The 20,394-nt window shown below is 61.6% G+C and carries 18 protein-coding genes; 8 read left to right on the forward strand and 10 right to left on the reverse strand.

Going from position 1 to position 20,394, the window contains the following annotated elements:
• Positions 1-5: 5 nt before the first annotated feature.
• The 6 genes from glmS to ACMGFM_RS06165 form a co-directional block, all read right to left on the reverse strand.
• Positions 6-1,832 (reverse strand): glutamine--fructose-6-phosphate transaminase (isomerizing), encoded by a 1,827-nt coding sequence (gene glmS / locus ACMGFM_RS06140; RefSeq protein ID WP_436901559.1) that lies wholly within the window; start codon positions 1,830-1,832, stop codon positions 6-8.
• Positions 1,832-3,025: a bifunctional sugar-1-phosphate nucleotidylyltransferase/acetyltransferase gene (glmU, locus tag ACMGFM_RS06145; protein WP_436901560.1), complete on the reverse strand. Its 1,194-nt coding sequence runs from the start codon at positions 3,023-3,025 to the stop codon at positions 1,832-1,834. The genes glmS and glmU overlap by 1 nt, the downstream gene beginning before the upstream one ends.
• Positions 3,026-3,151: 126 nt before the next feature.
• Positions 3,152-4,222, reverse strand: a complete 1,071-nt coding sequence (locus tag ACMGFM_RS06150; protein ID WP_436901561.1) for a phosphotransferase family protein — start codon at positions 4,220-4,222, stop codon at positions 3,152-3,154.
• Between the two features lie 49 nt (positions 4,223-4,271).
• The gene (locus tag ACMGFM_RS06155) at positions 4,272-5,048 is read right to left on the reverse strand and encodes an MOSC domain-containing protein (protein ID WP_436901562.1); all 777 of its coding nucleotides are present in this window, start codon (positions 5,046-5,048) and stop codon (positions 4,272-4,274) included.
• 51 nt (positions 5,049-5,099) lie between these two features.
• Positions 5,100-5,870: a nuclear transport factor 2 family protein gene (locus ACMGFM_RS06160; RefSeq protein WP_436901563.1), complete on the reverse strand. Its 771-nt coding sequence runs from the start codon at positions 5,868-5,870 to the stop codon at positions 5,100-5,102.
• 70 nt (positions 5,871-5,940) lie between these two features.
• The gene (locus ACMGFM_RS06165) at positions 5,941-6,936 is read right to left on the reverse strand and encodes a DUF2249 domain-containing protein (protein ID WP_436901564.1); all 996 of its coding nucleotides are present in this window, start codon (positions 6,934-6,936) and stop codon (positions 5,941-5,943) included.
• Positions 6,937-7,036: 100 nt separating this feature from the next.
• On the opposite strand from ACMGFM_RS06165, the gene ACMGFM_RS06170 reads away from it, so the two are divergent.
• Genes ACMGFM_RS06170 through cheB form a run of 7 tightly spaced genes read left to right on the forward strand, consistent with a single transcriptional unit; the run spans position 7,037 to position 14,698 of the window.
• A complete protein-coding gene (locus tag ACMGFM_RS06170) occupies positions 7,037-8,311 on the forward strand; it encodes a Single-stranded DNA binding protein (RefSeq protein WP_436901565.1) in 1,275 nt (424 codons plus the stop codon).
• A complete protein-coding gene (locus ACMGFM_RS06175) occupies positions 8,308-9,993 on the forward strand; it encodes an RPA family protein (RefSeq protein WP_436901566.1) in 1,686 nt (561 codons plus the stop codon). The genes ACMGFM_RS06170 and ACMGFM_RS06175 overlap by 4 nt, the downstream gene beginning before the upstream one ends.
• Positions 9,993-10,739, forward strand: coding sequence for a metallophosphoesterase (locus tag ACMGFM_RS06180; protein ID WP_436901567.1), 747 nt, complete (start codon positions 9,993-9,995; stop codon positions 10,737-10,739). Before ACMGFM_RS06175 ends, ACMGFM_RS06180 begins: the two co-directional genes overlap by 1 nt.
• Positions 10,740-10,790: 51 nt before the next feature.
• A complete protein-coding gene (locus tag ACMGFM_RS06185) occupies positions 10,791-11,840 on the forward strand; it encodes a PAS domain S-box protein (protein ID WP_436901568.1) in 1,050 nt (349 codons plus the stop codon).
• Positions 11,837-12,412, forward strand: coding sequence for a response regulator (locus tag ACMGFM_RS06190; protein WP_436901569.1), 576 nt, complete (start codon positions 11,837-11,839; stop codon positions 12,410-12,412). Before ACMGFM_RS06185 ends, ACMGFM_RS06190 begins: the two co-directional genes overlap by 4 nt.
• 43 nt (positions 12,413-12,455) lie before the next feature.
• Complete coding sequence (locus tag ACMGFM_RS06195; protein ID WP_436901570.1) at positions 12,456-13,574, forward strand: sensor histidine kinase; 1,119 nt, start codon at positions 12,456-12,458, stop codon at positions 13,572-13,574.
• A 38-nt stretch (positions 13,575-13,612) separates the two neighbouring features.
• Positions 13,613-14,698, forward strand: coding sequence for a chemotaxis-specific protein-glutamate methyltransferase CheB (cheB, locus tag ACMGFM_RS06200; RefSeq protein WP_436901571.1), 1,086 nt, complete (start codon positions 13,613-13,615; stop codon positions 14,696-14,698).
• On the opposite strand, the gene ACMGFM_RS06205 is transcribed toward cheB, so the two are convergent.
• Entirely contained in the window at positions 14,693-15,871 is a 1,179-nt protein-coding gene (locus ACMGFM_RS06205) for an inorganic phosphate transporter (protein WP_436901572.1), read from the reverse strand. The genes cheB and ACMGFM_RS06205 overlap by 6 nt on opposite strands.
• Before the next feature lie 86 nt (positions 15,872-15,957).
• Between ACMGFM_RS06205 and ACMGFM_RS06210 the strand changes: the two genes are divergently transcribed.
• Positions 15,958-16,167: a ribbon-helix-helix domain-containing protein gene (locus tag ACMGFM_RS06210; RefSeq protein ID WP_436901573.1), complete on the forward strand. Its 210-nt coding sequence runs from the start codon at positions 15,958-15,960 to the stop codon at positions 16,165-16,167.
• Here ACMGFM_RS06210 and ACMGFM_RS06215 read toward each other — a convergent pair.
• Genes ACMGFM_RS06215 through ACMGFM_RS06225 form a run of 3 tightly spaced genes read right to left on the reverse strand, consistent with a single transcriptional unit; the run spans position 16,155 to position 20,016 of the window.
• Positions 16,155-16,583: a JAB/MPN domain protein-containing protein gene (locus ACMGFM_RS06215; protein WP_436901574.1), complete on the reverse strand. Its 429-nt coding sequence runs from the start codon at positions 16,581-16,583 to the stop codon at positions 16,155-16,157. The two genes, ACMGFM_RS06210 and ACMGFM_RS06215, sit on opposite strands and share 13 nt — an antisense overlap.
• A 42-nt stretch (positions 16,584-16,625) precedes the next feature.
• A complete protein-coding gene (locus ACMGFM_RS06220; protein ID WP_436901575.1) occupies positions 16,626-18,320 on the reverse strand; it encodes a Coenzyme F420 hydrogenase/dehydrogenase, beta subunit C-terminal domain in 1,695 nt (564 codons plus the stop codon).
• Complete coding sequence (locus ACMGFM_RS06225) at positions 18,310-20,016, reverse strand: nitrite/sulfite reductase (RefSeq protein WP_436901576.1); 1,707 nt, start codon at positions 20,014-20,016, stop codon at positions 18,310-18,312. Before ACMGFM_RS06225 ends, ACMGFM_RS06220 begins: the two co-directional genes overlap by 11 nt.
• Between the last annotated feature and the right edge of the window lie 378 nt (positions 20,017-20,394).

The following is a 20,394-nucleotide window of genomic DNA, read 5'->3' on the forward strand; positions in this document are numbered from 1 at the left end:
CTGCCCTACTCGACAGTCACACTTTTTGCGAGATTTCGCGGTTTGTCGATCGGTCGGCCGAGGTTGTCGGCGACGTGATACGCAACTAACTGCAGTTGTACGTTCGTGAGCAGCGCCGCCGCCCGCGGGTTCGTCTCTGGAATTTCGAGCACGTGGTCCGCGTAGGTGGCCGCGTTGCTCTGGCCGTCAGTCACGGCAACGACCGGCGCGTCCCGGGCCTGTACTTCTTTGATGTTACCGACAGTCTTGCGGGCAATGGGGCCGTCACCGACGACCAGCGCGAACACCGGCGTCTGGTCGGTGACCAGCGCCAGCGGGCCGTGTTTGAGTTCGCCTGCGGCGAACCCTTCGGCGTGCTCGTAGCTGATCTCTTTGAGCTTCAGTGCTCCTTCGAGCGCGACGGGGTACTGGTAGCGTCGGCCGATGAAGAAAAACGACTCGGCGGTTGCGTACTCTTCGGCTACCTCGGCGGCTGTCGAGTTGTCGAGCACACTCTGCATATCGCCGGGTAGGTCCCGTAGTGCGGGGATGACCGACGAGCGGCGCTGGCTGTCCTCGACGGTGGCGAGCGTAAAGAGATTGAGCGCCGCGAGCTGACCAGCGAAGGTCTTGGTTGCTGCGACCCCAATCTCCGGGCCAGAGCGGATGTACAGCGCGTGGTCACACTCCCGCGTGGCAGTCGACCCGACGGTGTTCGTCACGGTCAGTGTTTCCGCGCCGCGCTGTTTTGCCTCTCGGAGTGCCGAGAGGGTATCTGCTGTCTCGCCGCTCTGGGTAATTCCCACGACGAGGTCGTCGCCAATCGGCGGTGGTGAGCTGGCGTACTCGCTGGCGAGATACGCCTGGGACGGGACGCCAGCTTGCTCGAACAGCTGGCTCCCGTACAGCGCGGCGTGATACGAGGTTCCGCAGGCGACAAACTGGATTCCTGACGGGTCGAGGTCGCCAATCGATTCCACGTCGACCGTGCTCGCAAGTTCGTCGACGCGGCCGCGGAGACACTGCCTGAGTGCCCGAGGCTGCTCGTTAATCTCTTTGAGCATGTAGTGGTCGTAGCCACTCTTGCCCGTCTCTTCAGGGTCCCACTCGATTGTCTCGACAGCCTTCTCGACAGGCTGGCCGTCAGCACCGGTCACGGTGAGACTGCCGTCCAGTCGGGCGAACTCACCGTCTTCGAGGTAGATCACTTGCGCGGTATACTTCCGGAATGCCGGGACATCGCTGGCGATGAAATAGGGGCCGTTGGCGAGGTTGGTGCTTCCGGTACCTTCCGCGTCGAGGCCGACACCAATCACCAGCGGCGAGTCGTTTCGCGCCGCAAACAGTGCGTCAGTGCCGTCGACAATCGCGGCGATAGCGTAGCTTCCTTCGAGCTGTGAGACTGCTGTCCTGACTGCAGCCTCGGGGGCAGCGCCACTGGCCAGTTCGTCTTCGATCAGGTGAGGGACAACCTCGGTGTCGGTCTCGCTCTTGAAGGTGTGGCCCGCCGCTGTCAGGTCGTCGCGCAACTCTTGGTAGTTCTCGATGATGCCGTTGTGCACAACGGCAACCTCGCCCGTACAGTCCTGGTGTGGGTGAGCGTTCTCGTCGGTTGGGGGCCCGTGGGTACTCCAGCGAGTGTGTCCGATACCGACCGAGCCCGACAGTGACTGCTCAGCGAGCGCTGCGCGGAGCTGTTCAATTTCGCCGCTGGTCTTGCACACACCGAAGCTATCGCCACCGAGCGCGACCCCAGCGGAGTCGTAGCCGCGGTACTCCAGACTCTCGAGGCCGTGGACGAGCGTCTCGAGCGTCTCGTCGCCCCGGCCAACACAGCCGATAATGCCACACATTACCGAACCACCTCCGCGCCGATTGGAATGTGGCCCCGGACGTGTGCACCCGTTCGGATTTTCGCTTTTGTTCCGACGAGGGCACCAGTCTCGAAGGAGACGCCGCCGGCGACTTTGACACGGTCTGCGAGCACAGCACCGAGATGTTGCTCTTCGTGGACCTGGTTCCCGACGCGGACATCGCCTGTGCCGCCGGGAATAACTGTGCCAGCACCGAGGTGTGTATCTTGACCAAGCACAGAATCGATGACCGTCGACCCGTGGCCGACACGACTGTCTTCGTCGAGGACTGACCGCTCGACGGTTGCGTTCGGGCCGATAGTGACGTTGCGTGAGAGTGCAACATTTGGGCCGACAACGGCACCGGCGGCAATCTCACAGTCTGGACCGACTACCACCGGCGACTGCAGCGTTGCGTCCTCGTGGATACTGACGTCGTCGTCTACCCACACGCCCGGCTTGGTCTCTGGTTCACTCGTCTGTCCACGGCTGAGCACCTCCTGTGCGACCGAAAGCAGGTCCCACGGATAGGTTGCGTCGACCCAGAGCCCGTCGATTGGCACGCCGGTCACATCCCGACGCTCCACGAGTCGCTGAATCGTATCTGTCAGCGCCAGTTCGCCGGACTGTCTGGTGGTGGCGCTAATCTCGTCGAAAATGCTCTCTTCAAAGGCGTAGATGCCAGCATTGATCAGTCCATGGCCCTGTGTCTCTGGCTTCTCAACTAACTCGGCCACTTCGTCGCCATCGAGCGACACGACGCCGTACCGACTGGCTTCGTCACGTTCGATCACCGCCATCGCAGCGGGCCGGTCAGAGTCAGCGAACGCAGTCTCGACGGCCTCGATTGCGGCCGGTTCGATGAGGCGGTCACCGTTGACAACCAGCATCGGCTCGGTGATTTCCGACTCTGCCTGGAGCAATGCGTGACCGCTGCCTAACTGTTTGTCCTGAACGACGTATTCGACAGGCGTGTCGCGGTAGCTCGGGCCGACGTAGCTCTGGACTCGTTCGCGGCGGTAGCCGACGACGAGGACAATTCGTTCGATTCCCGCGTCGACGAGTGCGTCGAGAACGTGTTCCAGTATCGGGCGATTTGCCGCCGGAAGCATCGGTTTGGGCCGGTTCTGGGTTAACGGTTGCAGCCGCGTTCCTTTTCCGGCCGCGAGGACGACTGCTGTCCGGGTATGCATATGCAAACAGTGAGACGCCATCGGGCTTGTACCTTTGGACCTGTTTCATGACGACTTCACCCAGCCCGGCCGCCAAGTCGCTTCGAACTGGTCAGTTTCTCGTGAAAACCCTGCCTGAGTCTGTGTTTACAGCGGCTCTTCGCCTTCGATAATTCGGAGCGCACGGTCTGCGAGTTCTGGGACTTGCTGTTCCATGCGTGGATACATCGGGTCGTCAGAGTTGCCTTCGAGATACCGCCGGAAGAACATCTCACCGAGACCCGCGAGTTTGTACACCGCGAGCGCGCGATAGAACCGCTCGTGGACGAACTCGTAGCCAGTCTGGTCTTCCCACCGCTCGACGAGTTCCGTTCGACTCGGGTAGTCGGGGTGTGTCATGAACGTGCTGACAAACTCCTCGCGGTCGGTCGTCTGGTCGCTCTGCTCGCGCCAATAGGAGAGCATCCAGCCCAGGTCTGCCCGTGGGTCACCGAGCGTGGACATCTCCCAGTCGAAGACCGCAATCAGGTCGACTGGCGACTCGGAACTGAACATCACGTTGTCGAGTTTGAAGTCGCCGTGGACCAGCGTCTGTGGGTGCTCCTCGGGACAGTTCTCCTGAAGCCAGTCGCCAACTTCTCTGAGGACGGGCACCTCCCGCTCGTCGGTGGTTACCTCGAAGGCCCACGAGAGCTGTTTGCCCCAGCGGTCGACCTGTCGTTGCGTGTATCCCTCCGGCCGACCAAACTCGCACAGTCCAACAGCTTCGTAGTCGAGTTCGTGAATCGAGGCCAGCGTGTCGACGAGTTCGGTCCCGACTCGGTGCCGGTCGTCTTCGTTGGCGAACGTCTCAGGTTCTGCGTCGCGCAGTACTTCCCCCCGAAGCCGGTCCATCACATAGAAATCACTGCCGATGATGCTGTGGTCGTCCGTGGCGGCGACTGTTGGCGGGACGGGTACGTCCGTCTCCTGCAAGGCGTCGATGACCTTGTACTCTCGGAGCACATCGTGGGCCGTATCCGCAGTCTCGCCGGGCGGCGGCCGCCGGATGACGAGCTCTCTGCCCCCCCATTCGACGAACAGCGTCTCGTTCGAGTGCCCCTCTTCGTGGCGGTAAACGTCGTAGTCCTCCGTCGGCCCGAGCTTGTCGGTCAAAAACTCGGCCAGTGCGTCGACATCGACCAGTCGGTCGAAGTAATCTGTGTCCTCTGCTGTCATCGTCTTCCCTATCGAGGCCCCCGTACGAAAAACTGCGGGTGCGCGGCCGCTACGCTGTCACTCGCTCGACAGTATCGCCGACGACCAGCGGCTTCGACCGCTCGGCCTCGGGAATCTGGCTGATGAGCATCAGCGTATAGAAGTGCTCGAACGCCGACTCGTCGGCGAAGTCGGGGAAGGTCTCACGGCGCTTCTCGATGAATCGCTGTCGGAACTGCTCGAGTGGTTCGCCGGTGTCGGGGTCTCGCTGTGGGACGACACAGCGCGCACACGGCGTGACACCCTCGAATTGGACGCTCCCAACGGTGAATGCGGGGGCGTCCTCGCCGACGAAGCGGTCTTCCCAGAATGGTTCGACGCCAGACACCTCGACGTTCGCTCGCAATCGTCGCCGTGCTCCCGCTACAGAGAGGTCCTCGAACCACGACGCCACCGCCTCGAGCGTTGCCGTGCTGATGACCGACGGGCCCATCCGTCGCCGGTCGACGTAGCCGAGGTCGGTGTTTCGCCGAAGTCGCAGCTCCATCCCGAAGTACTCGCTGAACCACTCCTGTGCGCGCTGTTGCTCGGCCTCGTCTCCCAGCGCGAAGGACAACTCCGAACCGTTCGGTGCGCTCACGTGGAGCGCTCTGGTTTCCGGCTCGAAGACTGTCGAGAGTTCGTGGAACTTCTCGCTGTCTTTCGCGTTGATTATCTCTCCGTCCTCGAACAGTGCGAACTCCCGGTCGTAGGCGAGGGTGCCACCCTCGGTTATCTCCGCGCGGTCGAGACTAATTCCGTCGAGTCCCTTGACGGGGTAGACACGAATCTCTTCTAGTGCAGCCATTATCTGCGTTCGGGGACCAGCCGTAGATAATCGTTGGGACCGATTGGATACTCACAATGGCGACAGGCGACCGGTCCATAGCTGCCAACTTCCGTCTGCGAGGACAACGGTACACGGAAATGCCATCTTCTCAGTGCCGTTGTCGTAGTACTTTGCGATGTCCTCTTGGTCGTCTCTGAGCACGTCGACTGATACCGAAGCGAACGCGACGACGCGCCTGTATTCGTCGATTGTCTCCACAGCGCTCCCTTCGATCCCCAGCCGGAGTTTTTCCTGTGATTCCCGGGTGACGTCGGTTATGTGAAAGATTTCGACAGTGTTTCGGAATGTCGGGTCGAGCGTTTCCCACCGTTCCAGTCTCTCTCGTTGCCTGAGATATCCCTCGTAGCTGTCGAAGTCCGCGTCCTCTTCGATCTGTTTCATCAGCGGCGCGTCATCGTGATACAGGTTGGCGATTCTCGCCCAGTCGTTCGCAGCTATCGAGTTGACGTAGGACTTCACGACCTGGTTCCCCTCGCCGCCGTCCTGGAGATACCACCAGCCAGCGCCGCTAGCACCGAGGACAGCAAGGGATGCACCGGCCCCGCCGAGTAGTGCTCGGCGGCTGAGTCTCACCCCGTCAGTCTCTGGCGACTCTTCGGCTGCAGGCTGGTCGGGGCGTTCACCGTTGGATATCTTGTCCGGTTCGTCGGCTGCTGGCGGTGTCTCAGCACCGTTTTCTGGGGTAGTGCGCGCTGGGTCGGGGAGGGCCTCGAAGGACTGCCCGCAGTTTGGACACTTCGGGCTGTCGGCTGGGGAGCCACAGTGGGGACACTGTAGCATTCCTTCTGAACTCGTTCAGGCGGCGAAATAAACGTATTGGCTCAGTTTCTCACGACCAAGTCTCTGGCACTCAGAACGGCGCTCCCTGTGTCTCTTCGGGGGCGCTCGCTACCCCATCCTCAGCTTTGCCGATTAGTACGCGGAACTCGCCGGGCTGTTCTTTTTTGTACTCCCAGTAGAATTCCGGGCCAGCCTCGGCCTCGAACTGGTGGTACAGTGGTTTTGGGTCGTGGTCGTTGACCAGCACGAAACCGGTTTGCTCGTCGAGTTCGTCGTACGCCTCGAAGATCTGTTCGTGGCGCTGTGCCGGCGGCAGGTCGCGGACATCGAGTTCGCGTGCCACCTCGATGTCAGGAGAGTCCTCGCCGCCTTTCGTGATCTGGACGCGGCACATGTTCGGCTCCGTTTCAACAACCTCCCAGCTGAAGGAGTCGCCGTACTGTTCGTCGAACTCCCCTTTCAGTGGTCGGGGCTCGTGTGGAGCGACGATTTCCATCACTTCACCCTCGGGCAGCATACCATACCGGTGGTGAATTGTCGGGTGGCGCTCGGGCTTTGGAATCTCTCGGACGTCGAATTTCGTATACACGTCGCTGTCAGTCTCATCACCGACGGCCGTTTTGGTGATTTCGACGCGCCAGCCCTCCTCGCCGCCGCGGCTGTTGTACTCCCAGTCGACCACGTCGCCGTATATTGACCGCAGTTCGTGATACAACGGCTTGGGGTCGTGGTCGTTGACCAGTACGAAGCCGCTATCCGGCGTCAATGCGTCGAAGGCTTCAGTCAGCACCGTGTGCCGGCGTTGTGGTGGGATCGACCGGACATCAAAATCAGGGCGTGATTCGTCCATCTCGCCGGCCGTTTCAACAGTGACCTGCCAGTCGCTTCCATCGGTGTCGACCTCCCACCGTAACTGCTGGCGATGTTCAATTTCGTACCGTCGAAGACTGATTGTTGGGTCTTCGTCGGCCAGAATGGTGAGTCCTGAAGACGCCTGAACTGCGTCGACAATCTGTTCGTAGTACGCATCGACGGACTCGTCTTGGAGGTCCAGTTCCGGGTACATATTCTCACACAGCAGACCAGCTACCGAAACCTCTGTCCCGATTATGTTCGGTCCTGGGGGAGGACGAACGATTTTAGGAGTGGGGGCCGAACCGGGAGATATGGAGCTCGAAGCACATGCCGAGGAACTCGCCTCCGACCTCGGCGTTGACAAAGAGGAGGTCAGAGACGATCTCGACAACCTGCTGTCCTACAGCGTTCCGGTCGAAGAAGCCAAACAGAGTCTTCGCCGGAAGTACGGCGATGGCAGCGACAGCAGCGCAAGCGGAGTCACCACGAAAACCATCGAGGAGATTTCGACTGGCGACAGCAACGTCTCCGTGACGGTCCGCGTCCTGACCAGAGGGAAACGCTCGATTCAGTACAACGACGAGGAACACGTCATTCTCGAAGGCGAAGTGGCCGACGAGACGGGGAAAATCTCCTACACCTCGTGGGAGGAGTTCGGGTTCGAGGCCGGCGACACGCTCACAATCGGCAACGCTGGCGTCCGCGAGTGGGACGACAAACCCGAACTGAACCTCGGAGAGTCGACGACAGTCGAACGTGACGACTCGACGCTCGAAGTCCCCTTCGACGTGGGCGGTGAGGTGACGCTGGCGGAACTCACGCCGGGCGACCGCGGTATCACTGTCGAAGCAGAAATTCTCGACTCCGAGTCGAAAACCATCGACGGCCGCGACGGTGAGACAGAGATTCTGAGTGGCGAACTTGCCGACGAGACGGGGAAACTTCCCTTCACTGACTGGGAACCACGAAATGAGGTGGCGGCCGGCGAGACCATTCGGATCGAAGACGCCTTCGTTCGGGAGTTCCGCGGTGTCCCCTCGGTCAACATCTCAGAGTTCTCGACGGTCACGTCGCTGTCGCGCGATATCGAAATTTCCGAGACAGCACCTCGGCACTCGATTCGAGAGGCTATCGAGAGCGGTGGGCTCTACGACGTGGAACTGGTCGGCAACGTCGTCGAAATTCGCGATGGCTCCGGCCTCATCGAGCGCTGCCCGCAGTGTGGCCGCGTCACTCAAAACGGGGAGTGTCGCAGCCACGGCGCAGTCGAGGGCGAAGATGACCTTCGCACGAAAGCAATCCTCGACGATGGCACTGGCACCGTGACGGTCATCCTCGACGACGACCTGACTGCGGAGGTATACGGCGGTGGACTTGAGGCGGCGAAAGAGCACGCCCGCGACGCGATGGACCGCGAGGTTGTTGCTGACCAGATTGCGGATGGCGTCGTCGGCCGTGAGTACCGCGTCCGGGGGTCGCTGACCGTCGACGACTTCGGAGCGAACCTCGAAGCCGCGGAGTTTGTCGAACACGCTGGGGACCCAGCTGAACGTGCTCGTCGCTTGCTCTCGGAGGTCAAGTCATGAGTGGCTCTGAGGGCAGCGGCGCAGGCCAGCGCGAGGTTGCTTACCGCGTCTTCGCCGCCGAGTTCGAGGGTGCTGACTACGATTTCTCCGAGAGCGACGAGGAGCGGGCACCAAACTACGTAATCACACCGACCGGCGCGCGGGCGAATCGGCTGTTCGTCGTCGGCGTCCTGACTGAAATCGAGCAGGTCAGTGAGGACGTGCTCCGCGCTCGTGTTGTCGACCCGACGGGCGCATTCGTGCTGTACGCGGGCCAGTACCAGCCCGACGAACAGGCCTTCCTCGAACGGGCCGACCCACCAGCGTTTGTTGCCGTCACGGGCAAAGCACGGACCTTCCAGCCCGACGATTCGGACCAGGTGTTCACCTCGATTCGGCCGGAGTCGATCAGCGAGGTTGATGCCGAAACACGAGACCGCTGGACCGTCCAGACAGCCGAACAGACTGTCGACCGGATTCGCTGGATGACGACGGCACAGACAGTCGAATCCGATGACCTTCGCGCGGAACTGCGCGCCCGCGGCTCGGAGGACGGACTCGCCCACGGGATTGCGCTCGCAATCGAGCACTACGACCCCACACCGACCTATCTCGATACACTGTACGAACTGTCACTCGACGCGGCCCGGGTCGTTGCAGGCGAGGCCGACGAAGTGGTCGAGTTCAACACACAACCCGACGCGGGTGGCGATATGACCGTCGCCGACCTCGCCGCGAAACTCACCCTTCCCGGCGACGACGCAGACGTTGACACATCACCAGTCGCTGACGTTGAGACGGACACGGAGACGGCACCGTCGGCGGAGACGAGCGAAACGGAAGTGGTCGAATCAACATCGACGGCAGCGTCTGGGACTGAAGCGTCAGAACCTGACTCACTGGATGACACAGAGCCAGACCCTGAACCGGAGCCGGAATCGGAGTCAGACCCTGAACCGGAGCCGGAATCAGAGTCAGACCCTGAACTGGAGCCGGAATCGGAGTCAGACCCTGAACCGGAGCCAGAACCGACAGCCACGACTGAGACCGACGAGGAGCAGAGCGAGTCAGCCGTGTCTGCGGAGGCCGACTCGCCAGCGGTTGACTCCTCGTCGGAGCCTGCGTCCGAAGATAGCTCGGCCGCTGACGCGTCGGGTGAGACCGGTGCCGCAGGTGAGGGCGACGCTGACGAACTCGGGGACTTCGAGCCCGAGGAGTTCGAGCTGGAGGAGGACACTCGCGAAGAAATCGAAGAAGAATTCGGCACCGAATTTCAGTCCGGGTCAGAGGTCGACGACCCCGGCAACGCCGATATCGACACGCCGGACCCCGAGGAACTTGCCGACGAGACGGCAGCCCAAGCAGACAGCGCGGAAACCGACGACGGAGCCGAGGACGAACCCGGCGACGGAGCCGAGACTGCCAGTGAGACAACAGCGACTGTGGAGGGTGCAGACGAGAGCGACGCAGAGTCTGACACAGACGAAAGTGAGTCGGCAGACGCTGTCGACGACCCACAAGAGGCAGTTGTCGACCTGATGGCGGAGCTGGACGACGGTGTTGGCGCAGCCCGCGAGGACCTGATTGCGGCGATGGACGAGCGCTACGGTCTCGACAGCGAGGCGACCGAGGAGGCGATTCAGGGCGCGCTGATGGACGGGCAGTGTTACGAGCCCGACGACGACCACCTCAAGCCGATCTGATGTCGGTCGAACCGATCCCCGACGAACGCGCTGCTGTTGCCCACACTGGCGAGCAGACGCTGTTACTCATCGCTGATTACCACGCCGGTATCGAGAGCGTCCTGCGCGTTGAGGGGGTCGAACTGGATTCTCAGGCTGATCAACGCCGCGACCGCGTGCTCGATTTGCTGGCCGAAACTGACGCCGACCGGCTCGTCATCATCGGGGACTTGCTCCACGCCGTCGGAGAACCGTGGGACAGCGAACGCGACGAACTACGCGACCTCTTTGCTGCGCTTGCTGTTCCGGTGACGCTGGTCAAGGGCAATCACGACGGCGACATCGAGGGGTTCATCGAGGATATCGACCACCAGATTACAGTCACCGATTCGCAGGGAACACGCATCGGGCCGATTGGGTTCGTCCACGGCCACACCTGGCCTGCGCCGGATGTGCTCGACGCCGAAATTGTCTGTCAGGGCCACGAACACCCCGTCGTCAGGCTGGAAGACAGCGTCGGCGGGAGTCGAATGGAACCCGCCTGGCTCCGTGGACAACTCGCACCCGAGGCCTTCGCCGAAGCGGTTCCGGACGCAACCCCAGACGGTGACCTAGTCGTGTTTCCAGCGTTCAACCACCGCTCGGGCGGCACGTGGATCAATGTCGAGGGCCAGGAGTTTCTCTCGCCGTTTCTTCCTGACGGGCTGGCCGACGGTGAGGCGTATCTGCTCGACGGCACGCGACTCGGGCCGTATCGGTCGGTCTAAGCGGTGTCGCCCCAAAACCTGATACCCTTGGCGGAAGTAGATCCGCCAGAAATGGCATCGTCCGAAGATCTGGGTGGGTCAACGCCAGAACTCGACTCGCTTGTCCGCGATACTGATTTCTTTCGTTCGCTGGTCGAAAATGGCTCTGACGCGATTGTCTCGATCGACACAGAGAGCACAGTTCTGTACGCCAATCAGGCTGTCGAGCGGGTGTTCGGCTACGAACCGGAGGAACTCGTCGGCGAGGAGTTGACGGTACTCATGCCCGAGCGGTTTCGTAGCAAGCACTTCAATGCAGTCGACCGATATCTCGATACGGGCGAACGCCAGCTAGACTGGAACAGCATTCGGCTGCCCGCCAAGCACAAGGACGGTCACGAAGTGCCGCTGTCGATCACGTTCGAGGAACATACCTACGAAGGCAAACGAATCTTTTCTGGGATTATGCGAGATATCTCCGAGGAGGTCGAACGGCAGCGGGAACTCGAACGGCAAAACGAGCGACTGGAGCAGTTTGCGAGTCTCGTCAGCCACGACCTTCGGGACCCGTTACAGGCAGCCAAGGCAACGACTGCGGTCGCACGGGCCGGCGACGAGGAAGCGCTCGAAGAACTCGAAGATATCCACGACCGGATGGAGGCGCTCATCGAGGATGTGCTTACTCTCGCCAAACAGGGACGGTCCGTCGGTGAGACGGAGTCGATTCCACTGTCGACTGTCGCTGAAGCGGCGTGGTCGACCGCAGGGTCAGAGAGTGCAACGCTGGAGCTGGCGGACTCACTGCCGACAGTCTCGGCTGATACCGAGCGACTGAGAACGTTGTTCGAGAACCTGTTTCGCAATGCACTCGAACACGGCTCAGAGTCGGCCACCGTTTCGGTCGCTGAACTTGACGAGGCTCCTGGCTTCTACGTCGCCGACGACGGACCAGGCTTTGAGGACGCCGACCCAGCTGAACTGTTCACCTACGGCTACACGACAAACGAGGATGGCACAGGCTTTGGGCTGAGTATCGTCGCGGAAATCGCAGAAGCTCACGGCTGGGAGGTGACCGCGACAGAGAGTGAAGACGGCGGTGCACGGTTCGAGGTTCGGACATGACAGACGACGCAGACCGTCCGGTTGTCCTCGCAGTTGACGACGAAAAGCGGGTCGTCCAGGCCTTCGAAATCTGGCTTGGCGACGGCTACGATGTCCGGACCGCCACCGGCGGGACGGAGGCGCTGGAGAAACTCGACGACACCGTCGACGTGGTCTTGCTCGACCGGCATATGCCGGACATGTCCGGCGACGAGGTGCTCGAACAGATCCGCGAGGCGGAGTACGGTTGTCGTGTGGCGATGGTCACCGCAGTCGCCCCGGAGTTCGACATCGTCGACATGGAGTTCGACCACTACATCTCCAAGCCAGTCGACGAATCTGACCTCCGGATGGTCGTCGACCGACTGCTCGATATCCAGCACTACGACGAGCAGCTGGCCGAACTCTACCGGGTCGTACAGAAAATCGCCACCCTCGAAGACGAGATGACCGACTCTCGACTCGACCATCACGAGGAGTACGCCAGCCTCCTCGAGGAGCGCGAGCGCCTCCGCAACGAGACGCGCGAGCAGGTTGGCGAGATGGACCGCGAGAATTTGGACGACGTTTTCGAGATGATCGGCTCGCGGTAACCGAAGGCCTAGTATTTTGCCGGTCGGGACAGGAGTACAGTGCATGGAGAGACGTGATGACTCCGGTGACCGGTGGCTGCTCGATACGCTGCGCTCTGTCTCTCGCGTGGTTGCCGAGGATACCGACGCGGCGACACTTGCCACGCGGCTCCCGGCGGAACTCGTTGGGGTCCCGGAGCAGACGGCGGCGTGGATTGGGTATCCGACACGCTCGCCAGCAGCGATTCGTATTCGGACGGCGTCGGACTCGCTTCCTGACCAGGTCAGCGTCGAGGATGGACTTACCCGACAGGCGCTGAGCGCGGACGCGCCACAAATTTGTGCGGCCGCAGATTGTCCAGAACACCAACAACTCGTCGAGACCGGGGCAATTTCTCCGGCATCGACGGCTATCGTCATTCCCCTGCCGACTCTGCAGAACGACGCCGTGGTCCATCTCTACACTGATGGCGACTGCACGGGGACAGAGTCGACAGAGATCATCGACGAGATAGCGGCGCTGCTCGCAACAGGATTCGAACAGCGAGAGACTGCCCGAGAACTCACCCGTGAGCGCGAGCGACTGGAACAACTTCGCTCACTGGTGTCTCACGACTTCGGCAATCCAATCAATATCGCTGCCGGGCGCCTCGACCTGGTCCGCACGGAGTGTGACAGCGAGCATATCGACCACGTTGAGTCGGCGCTGACACAACTCGAAGCACTGGCTGACCAAGGACTATTGTTCGTCAAGGCCGGCCGCGAACTCGAGGCACAGACAGAACTCGAACTGGCGACAATTGCCGAGGAGTGCTGGGAGTTTATCGACGCCCCAGCGGACGCCCTCACTGTCGAGGAGATGCAGGTCTATGCCGAACCGGAGCGACTCCGGATGCTGTTGAACCAGTTGTTCGACAATGCGGTCGTCCACAGCGACGACGCTGTGACGGTCACCGTCGGGGCACTCGCTGATGACCGCGGCTTCTACGTCGAAGACGACGGGCCGGGCATCCCTGACCGGGACCTGGAGTACGTGTTCGACCGCGGCTACACAACTGTCACCGAACGGGACGGCAACGGACTCGCGCTGGTCGAAGAGATAGCCGGCGCGCTGGGCTGGGCGGTCGATATCACCGAGAGTAACGACGGCACTCGAATCGAGATTCTTACGGCGGTGTGGTAAGGGTGAAACATATGACCCTGGCCAGCCAAGCGTGACCAATGGCCGATGTCGTCGTCGTGGACGACTCGCAGTTTATGCGGGTCCAGATCCGCGAGATTCTGGAGGAAGGGGACCACACCGTAGTTGGGGTGGCCGAAAATGGGACACAGGCCATCGAAGCCGTCCAGGAACACCGTCCTGATGTCGTGACGATGGACGTGAAGATGCCGGGGATGGACGGCATCGAAACGGTCGCTGAACTCATGGCCACCGACCCGACGCCGGTGTTGATGCTGAGTCGGTACACCGAGGAAGGCGCCGACACCACACTGGACGCACTCGACGCTGGAGCGGTCGATTTTATGCGGAAACCCGACGGTGAGGTGACGACAAGTCTCGTCGAGTACGCAGACGACCTTATCGAACTCGTTGGTGTCGTTGCCGACGCCGATGTCGAACAGGTCGACGCCGCCACGCCAGCTGCGTCGGTTCCCGACGACGAGGCTTCGCCGGCGGTCCCTGAACAGGTGGCCGCGCCGGCCGTTGCTGCCGAGGAACTGGACACGCCGCCGACGCTGTTCATCGCAGCGTCGACGGGTGGTCCCTCGGAAATCCATACTGTCGTTGGCGCGCTTCCGGCGACGGCGGACCTCAGAGTCGTTATCGTCCAGCACATGCCCGAGCAGTTTACCGGCCGCTTCGCTGACCGACTCGACGAGGTGTCGGCACTCGATGTCCGGGAAGCGAGCGACGGCGACCAGGTGGGTCCCAACGAGGCGGTGATTGCTCGCGGCGACCACCACCTCGAAATTGACCGCGAACTCGGTGACGACCTCGTCGTTTCACTCACCGACGACGACCCAGTCCACAGCGTCCGCCCGGCGGCAGACGTCACGCTTCAGTCTGGGACCGAGGCCGTCTCTGGGCCAGTTGTCGGCGTTGTCCTCTCCGGGATGGGCTCCGATGGTGCAGTTGGCGTGGAGGCACTTGCCGACGCTGGTGCAACGGTGCTCGTCCAGGACCCAGAGGCTGCCAGTATCGCGTCGATGCCCGAGAATGCAATCGAGACGGGCGCTGTCGACGGTGTTTACCCAACAGAAGCGCTGCCAGCGGCGATTATCGAAGCGTTCGAGGCAAAGCTATAGGCCGAAAATCGGTACGAACCTGAAGGTGAGGTAGGCGCCGGCCGTCGAAATGAGCGGCACGACGTTTTGCATGATGACCACTCGTGCTGTCGTCGAGGGGTTGAACAGTTCACTCGCTGCGGGGATATCTTCTGGCTCCTCTTCACCGATTTCCGGCAGCTCTTCTCCTTCCTCGTCGCCGGCCAGCGACCCAACGGAGACGGTGGTCGACTCCTCCCCTCGCACGCCGCCGACAGCGGTTGTCGTCCGCGTTGCCCGTCCCCAGCCAAGTCCGATAATACTCATCGTTGCGATGATGACGAAACTCGCGGGGATGCCGATTGCCGAGAGACCGACCGTCAGGAACGACGAAACTGAGGCGACGATGATTGCTGCTGTTAGCGGCAGTGCCGTAATGTCGCTGCCCATCGTGTCGAGCGTCCGCCGGGCGATGGTGAACGACCCGAGCGCAACGGCGCCCGACCCGAGCAACACCGCCGTGCCAACGTCCAGCGTCCCGCTGCCGACCAGCGGGGCGACTGCGTTCGCGACGTTCGAAGTTCCGGAGGCAAAGGCCATCAGACAGCCGATAGCGACGACGACAGTCACGCCGGTGAGTTCTCGTCGTGTCGTGCCCGGCCCGCGGACGGGACGTGGAACCGTCCCCGACTGGTCAAGCTCGACAACCGGTCCATCGCTGGCGTCGATGGCGACCATCTGGTTGAGTTTGGGGTAGAGATACCGCCCGATGACTCCCGAGACCCAGAAGCCGATAATCGGCGCGACGATCCACCAGACGACGATCTCACCGAGCACTGCCCAGTCGAGCGCGCCGGCGGCCTGGGCCAGTGCTGCGATTGCGCCGACTGTCGTCATCGACGTCGAGGCAGGCACACCAAAGAGGTTGCCGACGAACAGCGCAAGTCCGATGAAAAACAGGACCGCCACGCCGGTTCGGAGGGTAAAGACTCCTGCTCCGTCGATGATACCGTCAGAGAGGGTGTCGATAACTTCTGGCCCGAGCGTCACGGCACCGATGGCAAAGGACACCGAGAACAGCGCCGCAGCACCAGCCTTCGAGATGACATCAGCACCGACGGCGGGGCCGAACGCGGGGCCAGTTGTCGACCCCCCGATGTTGTATCCGACGAACACTGCAACGAGAATTCCAACTACGAATAGCGGTCCAATCACTACAGTCTTCAACTGGGCGAGAGCGGTTAATTGTGTCTGTCTGGAAGAGCACAATGCCTTTGAGGCCGTCTCACCTCTCGGGAGGTATGACAGAGTACACGACGGTTTCGATTCCAAAAGACCTCGCAGACCGTGTCGACGAGACTATCGACGGCACCAGTTTCCAGAGCACCAGCGACCTGGTCCGGTTTCTCCTCCGCAGTATCGTTATCCAGCACCAGCAACGCGGCGAACTGACCGAGGCAGATTTCGACGAAATCACCGACCAACTCCAGGACCTGGGCTATCTGGAGTGATCGCCGTCGACGGCCGCGGTTTCCTCTGGCGGTTCGATATCGAGAATCTCGTACTCGACGCGGTCGCCGGCGCGGTCGAACGCCTGAAACGAGTCTCTGTCCCACGGTGGGATGGCAACGAACACGACTTCCCTGAGGTCGTCGCGCTTCGAGACGCTCAACCTGCCCCGTGGGTGTGAGACGAACACGCCGGGAGTCTGGCCCGCGGGAATCCCGAGATTCACGCCAAAAACTGCGTTGACGGCGTCGTCGTCGTTCTGCATGTAAAAGTGCGTAAAGACCGGTCCGTCTTGCTCGAGGTCAACGTCCAACTCGTCAGCGTCGGTCACCGCAAGGGGAACCGTCGTCGAGTCGGGGTCTTTCTCGCTGGCGAACCCCAACAGCGTCTCGACCAGCCCTTCCGTGAGATAGATCACGATTGTGAATACGGTGCCGAGCTACTTAGCGTCCCGTGGTGCTCAGTGGTTCGCTTCGTGCGGGTTGAGTTCGCCGCCGTAGTTCTCGACGTGGTCGCTGTACTCGATGAATCGCGGGGCGTCGGGGTCGAACGGCCGCTCGAGTGCCTCGAAGGCTTTCTTCTTGTCCCAGCCCTGCAGCTTCCCGACGGCGGACTTGTCTTCGAGGTCGTGGTAATCGAGGTGCTCTTTGGTGCGGTTCCAGGCGTCGAGTCCCGTCTCGGTCCGGACGATGACCGAGGAGTACTCGTCGCTCGACCCGACGGAGCCGACGGTCAGGTCCGCACAGAAGCCCGTGAAGTCCGCACACTCGTCACAGCCTTTCAGCGCTGCGTCGTGGAAGTTCTCGATGTCCTCTTCGAGGATGCGGTTGCCCTCCAGGTCGTCGACCATCAGTTTGCCGTGGAGCACGTCCATCTTGCCGACGTTGTCGATGTCGATGCCGCGCTGCTCCTGAATCTCCTCGCCGATGAGCTGCTGGTAGTTGAAGTTCTTCGTACACATCAGCGCAATCGTGTAGTCGATTGCACGGACGCCTTCCTCCTGAGAGCCGTAGTCCCACTCGAAGTCCTGCAGCGCGCGGATACCCTCGATTTCACAGGGCGTCCCGACCAGTGCCAGGGAGATGTCCTCCCAGTCTTTCTCGAACTTGTCTTCCCACTGCGAGAAGTCGAGGTGGCCCAGCGCCATCGTCTGGTTGTAGATGGTGCCGGTGTTGGCCTTGAGTTCCTGCGGAGTGGTGGCCATGAATCCCTCTGCCTTCCAGGAGTCTTCGTCGCTCTCGCTGGCGATGAGTGCGCCGTCGATTTCGCCCTCTTCGAGCAACTGGCTGAGGACCCCGGTGACGACGCCGCCGTCCTGGGAGTTGTGTCGCCAGTCCTCCTCGACGCGGGCGGAGAACTCCGTAATCGGGTCGCCGGCACCCTTGACGTTGTCCTCGCCGCCGGTAATCTTCCACTGGCGCTCGTAGCGCAGGCCGCCGCGGGGACAGAAGTCCCAACAGAGCGAACAGCCCGTACACATCTTGACGAGTTCGGGCAGGCCGTCGTCGCCGATACCGATAGAGTCGGACGGACAGGCCGCGACACAGGTGCCACACTGGATACACCGACCCTCGTCGATGACGCCCTCGTCCAGTTCCATGAACCAGGTCTTGTCCTCCGGCGTCTCGATGTCGTTCATCTCCGAGCGAATGCCGTAGCCGGGCGTGTCGAGTTCCGCGTCGCCCGGAAGGTTGACTCGCTCGTCGGGTCGGTCCGGGTCCTCGCGGCCCTCCCCAGGCAGTGCTTGGCTCGTGCCGCTTGCGGGTTCGGTGAACTCGATGTCGCCGAGTTCGCCGTTCTCGTCGACGTTCGTTGGTGTGCCGCCGGCACTTTCCGCACCAGCGCCGTCGGCCATCGCACGCTTGTTGCCTGCGCCGTTGGACTCGGCTGGCTCGTCGGTCGAACAGCCACAGCCCGAGCCACAACTGCCGCCAGACTGGGCTGTCTTCTCGGCGGGAATCGTCTCTGTCTGCCCTCGGGTTCGGTCCTCGTTGTCGGACAGCGGCGGGACACTCGTTCCCTCCGAGTCGGTGGCTGGAACGCCAGGTAACGTCTGCTCGTCTTCGATAGGGCCGCCTGCTTCGCCGACACCAGGGTCGTTGCCGCCGAGCGCAGGGCTGTCTTCGACGAGTTCGGGCTCTTCGTCAGTCGCCATGTGCGACACCTCCGGAGACGTTGGCGTCTGCACCCTGCATAATCGTTCGCAGTCGGTCGTTGTCGGTCCGACGACACCAGTCGTAGAAGCGTTCGCCCTCGTGGCGTTCGTCGGCGTAGGCGTCGAACAACTGTTCCAGTGCGGGAATCACCGCACTCGCCGGAACTGCGTGCTCGACCCAGTCGAGGAACTCGTTGTCTGTCCCCAGCGCGCCGCCGAGGCCGAAGTCCATTCCTTCGACGATATTGTCGCCCTCTTCGTTGGTCGTGCCTTCGGGGTCGTCGAGTTGGACTGTCTCGCCGCGGAAGCCGATATCGGCAATCTGTGGCTGTGCACAGGAGGCTGAACAGCCAGACATATGCATCCGGACGACATCGAGGTCGTCCGGCGTGTCGATGCGCTTGTCGAGTGCTTTCGCCCAGCGCCGGACGCGATTTTTCGTCTCGATGATACCGTAGTTACAGAACTCCGAGCCGGTACAGCCGACCGCGCCGCGGGAGAACGGCCCCGGATCTGGCTTGTACTTGCGGGCAAACGGCTCGTTCATCAGTTTGCCGATGTTCTCTTCTTTGATGTGGGTCAGCACGAAGTTCTGGTCGGTCGCGAGTCGGACCGAGGCCTCGTCGGTGCCGTACTTCTCGGCCGCGCGAGCGGCCTCGGCGAACTCGTCGCCGCCCATCCGGCCCGTGATGACGTTGAAGCCGACGAACTTCAGGCCGTCCTGTTTCTGGTCGTGGACGCCGACGTGGTCGCCGGTGTAGCCCTCGGTGAGGTCGATGCCACGCTCGTGGAAATCGACCTCGCTGCGGTCTCGAATCGCCTGCTCGAAGTTCTCGGGCCCCATCTGCTGGACAAGATAGCGCATCCGGCAGACACCGCGGTTGTTCCGGTCGCCCAGTTCCTTGAACGTCTGGGCGACCGCTCGGGTGAACTCGACGGCGTCCTCCGGCAGGACGAACACGTCCAGCGGCGAGGCCATCCGGGGGCCGTCGGAGAGGCCGCCGCCGACCTTGACGTGGAAGCCGTACTTCCATTCCCCATCAATCTCCTTTTTCGCCGGGGTCATCCCCACGTCGTTGATCTGTGACTGCGCACAGTCGTGTTTACAGCCGGTGATCGTCATCTTGAACTTCCGGGGGAGATTGGCGAACTCCCGGTTCTCCGTGAAGAACTCAGAGACCGCTTCGATGACCGGCTGTGCGTTGAAGACTTCGTGATCAGAGACGCCAGCAACCGGGCACCCGAGTACGTTCCGGGCCGAGTCACCACAGCCCTGAATCGTGGTGAGGCCGACCTCGTCGTACTTGGCCCAAATCTCGGGAACGTCCTCGATTTCGATCCAGTGTTTCTGGATATCCTGTCGGGTCGTGATGTCGAGGTAGGCGTCGCCCCAGATGTCGTTCTGTTCTTCGCCGCCGTGTTCCTCGGGGGCAGTGGAGTGTTTGGTTGCCATCTCGCCGATGACTTCCGCCTGTTCGGGCGTGAGATAGCCACCGGGGGCTTTCGTCCGCATCATGTAGTAATCGTCGTGAACGCCGTGAGTGTACATTCCGGCCCACTTCAGGCGCTCGAACTCGCCATCGCCTTCTGAATCGGCGATTTCCTCGAAGGACATCCCTTCCTCGGCGTACCGCTTGACGTCCTCGATGACATCCAGCGGGTGTTTTTTCTCTTTCCACTCTTCGACCGTATTCATGCGTGCACACCTCGTCGGCAGTTGTCCGTACTCATAGATTGGCTCGTCGACAGTGTGGTACTGCCGCGTTACCTACCCTCTATATCGCGGCACACTTTATCTACGTTCTCTCGGTGAATACCGCCACCCTTCTGATGTACCGGCGTAAATTGCCAGTTCTTTCGGGGTAGTCAACTGGTAGAGTGCCGTAATTTAGCTCTCTTCACGCGGTTCTGCTAGCAATCGTGACTAACCCACGCGTCGGCCGTCACTCTTACCGGACTTTGTTTCCGGTATATGGGGCCACAGTGGCTTCCCACAGCGTCCAGTTCCGACCGTCAGAGTTGTGTAGTCACACCGCCCAGCCAACCCCGTTGGAATTCGGTTTTTGTAGACGGA

The sequence above is a fragment of the Halovenus halobia genome (genome assembly GCF_051414135.1).
Classification (GTDB): domain Archaea; phylum Halobacteriota; class Halobacteria; order Halobacteriales; family Haloarculaceae; genus Halovenus; species Halovenus halobia.